Below are 7,646 nucleotides of genomic sequence, written 5' to 3' on the forward strand. Positions count from 1 at the left end.
TATGATAAGAACGGGAATATAGAACACTTAACCCGCAGGGGACACCTGAACAGCGGCGCCACTTCTTTCGGGGTGATGGACAACCTGGCTTATGCCTATGATACGGGTAACAAGCTTTTAAAAGTAACGGACAGTGGTAACAAGACCTACGGATTTAAGGACGGGACCAATACGAACAACGATTATACCTATGATGCCAACGGCAATTTACTGACGGACGCCAATAAGGGGATCACCGGGATTAGCTATAATCATTTAAATCTTCCTACCCAGGTCAGTTTCGGAAGCAATAAAATTGCTTATATTTACGATGCCTCGGGAACCAAATTAAAGAAGGAGGTTACCCAGGGAAGTTCTGTGACACGGACGGAGTATGCGGGGAACTATATCTATGAGAACAGCCAGTTAAAGCAGGTCAGCCACCCGGAAGGGTATTTTGAACCGAAAGCTGGTGGCGGATACCAGTATGTTTATTATCTGAAAGATCACCAAAACAACGTAAGGATTACGTTTGCAGATGATAATAATGATGGTTCTGTAAACAGTTCAGAGATAAGAAAAGAGCGCAATTTTTACCCATTCGGTCTCGAACATCGCGGGTATAACGGTCAAACATACGGCGTAAAAAACAACCTGAAAACGTTCCAGGATCAGGAATTTACTGAAGATTTAGGATTAAACACCCATGAATGGAAATACCGTTTTAGCGATCCGGCTATTGGAAGGTTTTGGCAAGTTGATCCATTGGCCCAAGAATATGCTTATCAATCACCATATAATTTTTCAGAAAATAGAGTTATTGATGGTGTTGAATTGGAAGGGGCTGAAAGACTGTCTGTTCATACCCCTAACAATGTTTATAGTGCTCCAGTAATTAGGAATGAACATCCGACAAAAGTGGCAATAAATGCTGCTACCGCCGGAGTTATTGCTCGGCATCCAATTGCTACAAGCAATGTAGGTTATGTTAAGCATGGAGGAACCAATATTACTTCTATTTCGGGAAGGATAGCACGCCACGCCGCAGAGAATGGAAATATGACAGTGGGAGAAGGCTCACAAAGAAACGCATTAAGACATGCAACTTGGGTTGCCACAATAAAAAGTAACTACGGAGAGAGTGCAGCCCAACGCATAGGAAATGCCCATGAAGCGATAGATATGGGTGCAAATGCTCATGTAGATTTTGGCCAACCCGCCCCAGATAACCTCTTAGGAGCTGATAGTGTTGTTGATTTTTTGAATAACGAAATAGGACGTCAAATTGGAGCAGAGTTAGGAGAAGGAGCCACAGAATGGGAAGCGGCGGTTAAAGCATTGGATGTTCAGTTAAATGAAGGGCTTTGGACTGCCACAAAAGATAAAGATGGTAATATCACTATATCAAGGACAAAGATCACTCAAGAACAATATAATACGGCCATGAAGACGTTAAGAACCTTAAACAGGTATGGTATGAACGATGCCGATAGAAAAGATTTAGAGGAAAAAAAGAATTAAAAATCATGAATTCATTTAAAATATTCTCTTTTATAGTCATATTGCTGTTTGCAGTAAGTTGCAGTGAAAAAAAAGACTTCAATTCTATAGAATGGAAAAATTGGGTTGAATCTGAAGCTACGTTACATACAAGATGGTTGATGCACAAAGATTTATTGAAAAAATATGAATTGAAAGGAATTAGCAAGGATTCTATTTTGAATTTACTTGGAGAGCCAAATAAACAATATTCAGACGAATTTTATTATAATCTTGGTTATTCTAACAGGAGTGTAGATTCAGCAACAATGATAATTACATTTGAAAACGATACTGTCATCGACATCAAAGTAAGTGATGGATAACAATACTATCTATAAAAATAGGGAGAGGCCGTCTAAAAAGTTTTAGGCGGTCTTTTTATATTTAGCCCCGCTCAACGAAGTGTTCCGAGCTCTGCGAATGTCTTCGACTTCGCAGCCTTTTGCACGTTATTGATAAGCAAATACGTAAAGCTCCTACTTCGGCAAGTGCTCCGTATAGGTCCCCGCTGGCGCTCGTTTGAGCAAAGCGGAAACGAGTGCCTATCGTTCCGGGCATTTGCAACGCTCGGGAAAGGGCTTGTTAAGATGGTATGAAGCGTGAAGTGTGGAGCGGGGTAGGAAGTATGGAGTAGGAAGGACGAAGTGTAAAGGATGAGCTCAGCTGTAGGAAGCGTACGCTCTGCGAATGTCTTCGACTTCGCAGTTTTTTGCACGTTCTCCCTAATGGTGTTTATAAGGTTGAACCATATTTTTGTAATTTGTTTAAAGCCTTCTTCATTGACCAGGCCTTTACAGTAATAAATAAAGTAATATTTGTGAGAAACAGGGATACGCCACAGAGAGGCGTTTTTCGTTTTTTTCTTTTTATTGAAGGTTTGGGCTGCGAAGTTGCAAACTCCTATGTTTGTTTTTTGTTTATTTATCTCCATAAAGGTGGTGAGGGATGAGAGCTTATTGCAAACTAAATAGCTTTAAAAGTATATTGGTGCGAAGATATTAGCCTCATCTCTTTCTTTCTCTAAGAGTTTAAACAGAATGTAATGCGCATCAGGTTTTGGCCTGTGCAGCAAGAATATCCAAATAGGAGAAAAAACGGAGAGAGACATCCACTTAATAACTAACCCTTAACGTTTTTATCAATGAGGTTACTTAAACAAGTTATTGGCATCGATGTGGCCAAAAACGAACTGGTGTGCTGTTTTGGGGTTTTGACAGAAGACCTCAAGATTAACCTTAAATCCAATGGTGTATTTAAAAACCAGGAGAAGGGTTTTTTAAAATTAGCCAAATGGGCAGAACAACATCTGTCTGACCGGACGGAACCGTTTTTTGTTATGGAAGCCACCGGGGTCTACCATGAAAAGCTGGCTCATTGGTTACATCAAAGGGCGAAAAATATAGCCATAGTCCTACCCAACAAAATAAGCAATTACGCAAGAACGCTAGAGGTCAGGACTATCACGGATAAGACCGCTTCAGAAGCAATAGTGCGTTTTGGTCTTGAAAGAACCCTTAAAACATGGGGTCCTCCCCGTAGTATTTTCAGGGAGATGAAGCAACTAACGAGGGAGAGGGAACAGATCGTGTCCGAAAGAACAATTATAAAAAACCAACTGCATGCCGAAAACTCAGAGGCCTTCCCTAACCCAAGATCCATAAAAAGGTTGAAAAAAAGGATTGGACTACTCAATGAACAAGAGAAAGAAATCAAAAGAGAATTAGAACAGTTGGTAAAAGCAGATCAAGAGTTAAGCCGGCAAGTAGCCAACATAACCACAATACCGGGCGTTGGAAGACTCACGGCCATGGTCATACTCGCCGAAACAAATGGCTTTGAGCTAATTCAGAACAAAAGACAGATGGCAAGTTATGCAGGGCTTGATGTGAGAGAAAAACAATCGGGAACCTCAGTAAAAGGAAAGCCCAGAATATCAAAAAAAGGGAACAGGTACCTTAGGAAAGCGGTGCACCTACCGGCCCTCACAGCGATAAAGCACTGTGAACAATACAAGGGCACTTATGCAAGGTTGGTGGCGAGACACGGTATCAAAATGAAGGCAGTTGTCGCTATACAAAGAAAGCTTCTGGAACTTGTGTATATTGTTTATAAAAACAATACTGTTTTTGATACTGAATATGAAGAAAAAAGAAAGGCCCTACTGAATAATGCAGAACCTTTAGAATCTAGCTTGTGCTGATTTGTGTACAAAGATAAAAATTTTAGATTTTACCTTGGTTTTTAACACAGAATCTTCGCAGAGCGGGAGGAATTGGCGTTAGTCCTGTTTACGGAGTAGATCTTAATATGGAATATGGAGCAACTGTGCCTATACATGGTAGTTCAAATCCTTTAAAAGAAATTATAAAGAACTTCTAAAATGAAAGTTAATAAAAAGTTTATATACCTTATCCTGTTTATGATAGTTATTTTTTCTATTCTATGGAATTATATGGATGAAATAGACAAAAAAGCCCATACTGAAAACATAAAGATAGAGGACGAAATAGACGTAATGATAAAGAATAAATCTAATTCCAGAGGAACACTTTTTTTAAATGGTAATGAAATAAAACTATATGACTTTTATCCGGTACTTAATCAAGAGACCCTAAAGAATAAAATCGAAGAGGAAAAAATAGGCTATACTTTATGGAAGAACCCGAACAGACAATATAAGCCGACATTAAATGACATAATGCCGCCATATCGGTTAATAAAAAGAAAAAACAACGATACCCTGAAAATTTTCAAATATCCCGATACCATATTGGTACTTATGAAAGCTCCAGAGTATGAAAATGACCCTAGTGATCCTACATTTGGGGAGTTTTTTCAACAAGTGTTCGGTAAAAAGCAAAACAAGAATGAATAAGATTACAAAGATAGGTGGCGTAAGGATAGGGACAATGAATGCCACCTGGCCATTTGCCAGGTTAATAGTTGATTCCAGAGAGTTGAAGCTTATTACAATAATGGGAAAATATGTTTTTAGAAAAGAAGATATAATAGAGATAAAAAATGTAACCTATATTCCAATAATTGCACAAGGAATAAAAATAGAACATAAAATACCTAGGTATAACAAGCTTATTATTTTCTGGATTTTAAGTAATCCTCAAAAATTTATGGAAGGAATAAAACAAAAAGGTTTTATGGTTAGATAGAAGGGTATCCTGCTCTACGACGTGTTATATGCTCCACCCCGCTCAACGAAGTGTTCCGAGCTCTGCGAATGTCTTCGACTTCGCAGTTCACTGCACATCGATGACGGCCAATACGTCGCGCTCCTCTCTGAGGGGCTTCCAAAATGGTGTTTCATAAGGTTAAACCGAATTTTTGTAACTTTTTGAAAACCTTTTCATTGACCAAGTCATTGCCGCAATAAATGAGTAAGACTTGTGAGAAACAGGGATACGCCCGCTCAACGAAGTGTTGCAGGCTCTGCGAATGTCTCCGACTTCGCAGTTTTTTGCACATTATTGATATGCAAATATGTAAAACCCCGCTCAACGAAGTGTTCCGAGCTCTGCGAACGTCTCCGACTTCGCAGCTCACTGCACATCCATGACAGGCCAATACCTCGTGCTCCTACTTTGGCAAGTGCTCCGTACAGGTCTCTGAGGAGCTTCCAAAATGATGTTGAGCCGCATTTTATAACTTGTTTAAAGCCTTTTGATTAACCAGATTATTGCAGCGATAAATAAAGTAAGACTTGTGAGTAACCGGGATACACCCCGGAGAGGCGTTTTTCATTTTTTTCTTTTCATAGAAGGCTTAGGCTGCGAAGTTGCAATCTCGCTGAGCGGGGGAGATATACCTAATGCTAAAAGTTCAGCCCTGCCCGGTAATAATTATGTGTTATCTGTTGGGAATGGCAAAGTTTATATTTATAATGGGAGTGGAACAATCGCCACTTTTCCAATAAAAGAATTTAAAAGTATCGGAAATAAGTAATCACATAGGAATGAAATTGATAGTGATAGTTTTATTTTTGTTCTTGAGCCACGGGGTTTTGGGACAAGAGGTAAACAACTCTTTAAAAAGAGATAAAACAAATATTTATTATGATGCAGCTTGGAGATACTTTACTTTCGAGAAAGAGGTGACAAAAAAAACTACAACAGTTCTTTTTGAAGAAAGTTATTTTACTCAATTTATACCGAATAAAATTGAAAATTTAACAATTGTTGCTATAAATCCCTATGATAGGAGATTCTTAAAAAAGATTAGGAAGGATAAAAAAGTTGAAGTGTTGAAAATATCACCTCTGAAAGTAACGCCAACAGGTCAATTTAAAGTAAGCATAGTTTATTTCGACGTTATTAACCCTAATAGAAGGAATATCGAGTTTAAGAACAAGGGGGGAGTCGATGTAATATACTCATATGATAATTCCAGTAAGAAATTTTTGTTTAAAGGAATACAGTAATGAAAAAAGATTTTTAACAGACCCAAACCGCCCTTTTGAGGCGGTTTTGTCATTTATAGGCTTCCTGAGTTTTATAGTCCCGCAGGCACATATCGATAAAGTCGTAGATATATTTTTTACGATCTTCGGAGAGTTTAGAAATATCTTCAATCCTTTGCAGGACTTCTTTGTCCTTGACCAGTACCGAGGCATCACCAGCCAGGAAATCCAAAGAAACATTAAGCGCTTGTGCAATCTTTTTGGCAATGTCGATAGAGGGCGTACGTTCGTTACGTTCGTACCTGCCAATAATGGCCGAGGATGTACCGACTTTAGTCGCCAGGTCCTCCCGCTTTATATTTTTTTCTGTCCTGATCTGTTTTAATCTGTTGCCGAAAGTTGTACTCATAATGTACCTATAATGACCATTCTGTAAAGGATTTTACAAAAATATCGCATCAAAGGGTAAAAAACAAACCCCGCTCTACGAAGTGTTCTGTGCTCTGCGAATGTCTTCGACTTCGCAGCCTTTTGCACGTTATTAATAGGCAAATATGTAAAGCCCCTCTCTGAGGGGCCTCCAAAACTATGTTTGTCAGTGTTAACCATATTTTTGTAACTTTCTTTATCTAAAACTAATAAAGCCATGCCAGAAGGATATAGCATACGTGACGCTTCCAAACCACACTTTGTTACCCTTACCGTGGTGGATTGGATAGATGTATTTACAAGGAAAGTTTATAAAGACTGTATATTGGACAGCTTACGGTTTTGTATGGCTAATAAAGGGATGCTGCTATATGGGTATGTGCTTATGAGTAACCACCTGCATATGATCGTACAATCGGAAACCGGGGATTTATCGGGCTTATTGCGGGATTTTAAGAAATTTACTGCCAAGACCATTCTGGAAAAAATACAAACCGTACCGGAAAGCAGGAGGGAATGGATGCTGGAACGATTTGGCAGGGCAGCCAGTACGCATTCCAGGAATAAAACATACCAATTCTGGAAATACGGTAACCACCCCGAAGAGGTTTATAGTGAAAAATTTCTGTGGTCTAAGTTAGACTATCTCCACTTAAATCCTGTAAGAGCAGGTATTGTGGAGCGTGCGGGAGACTATTTGTATTCCAGTGCTGGTAATTATATTCATGGAAAAGGTGTTTTAGAGGGCCTAACCCTTGCCGTAAACCCGGTTGTTGATGTGCTCAGACCTTCTTCATTGACCAGGTCTTTACAGCAATAAATAAAGTAATATTTGTGAGAAACGGGGATACGCCACAGAGAGGCGTTTTTCGTTTTTTTCTTTTTATTGAAGGTTTGGACTGCGAAGTTGCAAACTTCGCTGAGCGGGTTTCCATTTTAAGGCCACCAGTAGCGCCAGCTTTAGTGCTTCGATCAGTATTCCCGGCGAACTTATCGCCGAAAATGTGTATGATGAATTAGGGCAGTTAACGGAGAAGAAGGTGGGTAATACGCCCCAAAACCCTTTACAACGCATAGCGTATACATACAATGTACGGGGATGGCTGACGGATATCAACGATGTAGATCATCCTTCGGGAAAGCTGTTTAACTTCCAGATCAACTATAACAAGAGCCGAAGCGGAACGGTAACCCCGTTGTTTAACGGAAACATAGCGGAGACGTATTGGAAGACAAGCAACGATAATACCATGAGACGTTATGCCTACACCTATGATGCATTGAA

The 7,646-nt window shown here is 39.5% G+C and carries 9 protein-coding genes and 1 pseudogene; 9 read left to right on the top strand and 1 reads right to left on the bottom strand.

The features are described 5' to 3' along the window. The 7 genes from BT112_RS21970 to BT112_RS21300 all read left to right on the top strand — a co-directional run. On the top strand, positions 1-1,500 hold a 1,500-nt coding region (locus tag BT112_RS21970), incomplete at its 5' end, for an RHS repeat domain-containing protein (protein ID WP_394333375.1). Positions 1,501-1,505: 5 nt separating this feature from the next. After that, positions 1,506-1,844, top strand: coding sequence for a hypothetical protein (locus BT112_RS21270; protein WP_072319464.1), 339 nt, complete (start codon positions 1,506-1,508; stop codon positions 1,842-1,844). A gap of 818 nt (positions 1,845-2,662) precedes the next feature. Continuing rightward, entirely contained in the window at positions 2,663-3,721 is a 1,059-nt protein-coding gene (locus BT112_RS21280; RefSeq protein WP_072319466.1) for an IS110 family RNA-guided transposase, read from the top strand. Positions 3,722-3,973: 252 nt separating this feature from the next. Then, positions 3,974-4,396, top strand: a complete 423-nt coding sequence (locus tag BT112_RS21285; protein ID WP_139276350.1) for a hypothetical protein — start codon at positions 3,974-3,976, stop codon at positions 4,394-4,396. Continuing rightward, on the top strand, positions 4,389-4,688 hold the full coding sequence (locus BT112_RS21290; protein ID WP_072319468.1) for a hypothetical protein: 300 nt from the start codon (positions 4,389-4,391) through the stop codon (positions 4,686-4,688). Before BT112_RS21285 ends, BT112_RS21290 begins: the two co-directional genes overlap by 8 nt. A gap of 508 nt (positions 4,689-5,196) precedes the next feature. Continuing rightward, on the top strand, positions 5,197-5,478 hold the full coding sequence (locus BT112_RS22030; protein WP_072319469.1) for a hypothetical protein: 282 nt from the start codon (positions 5,197-5,199) through the stop codon (positions 5,476-5,478). A 10-nt stretch (positions 5,479-5,488) separates the two neighbouring features. Next, positions 5,489-5,953, top strand: a complete 465-nt coding sequence (locus tag BT112_RS21300; protein WP_072319470.1) for a hypothetical protein — start codon at positions 5,489-5,491, stop codon at positions 5,951-5,953. A gap of 49 nt (positions 5,954-6,002) precedes the next feature. On the opposite strand, the gene BT112_RS21305 is transcribed toward BT112_RS21300, so the two are convergent. Then, positions 6,003-6,341, bottom strand: a complete 339-nt coding sequence (locus BT112_RS21305) for a helix-turn-helix transcriptional regulator (protein ID WP_072319471.1) — start codon at positions 6,339-6,341, stop codon at positions 6,003-6,005. Between the two features lie 237 nt (positions 6,342-6,578). Between BT112_RS21305 and BT112_RS21315 the strand changes: the two genes are divergently transcribed. Together BT112_RS21315 and BT112_RS21320 are read left to right on the top strand one after the other, a co-directional pair. Next, positions 6,579-7,181 carry an REP-associated tyrosine transposase gene (locus BT112_RS21315; protein WP_072319473.1) on the top strand — a complete coding sequence of 201 codons (603 nt, stop codon included), beginning with the start codon at positions 6,579-6,581 and terminating at the stop codon, positions 7,179-7,181. A gap of 184 nt (positions 7,182-7,365) precedes the next feature. Continuing rightward, positions 7,366-7,646, top strand: a pseudogene (locus tag BT112_RS21320) (RHS repeat domain-containing protein); the annotation flags it as partial.

This window comes from Sinomicrobium oceani, assembly GCF_900119185.1.
Lineage (GTDB): Bacteria > Bacteroidota > Bacteroidia > Flavobacteriales > Flavobacteriaceae > Sinomicrobium > Sinomicrobium oceani.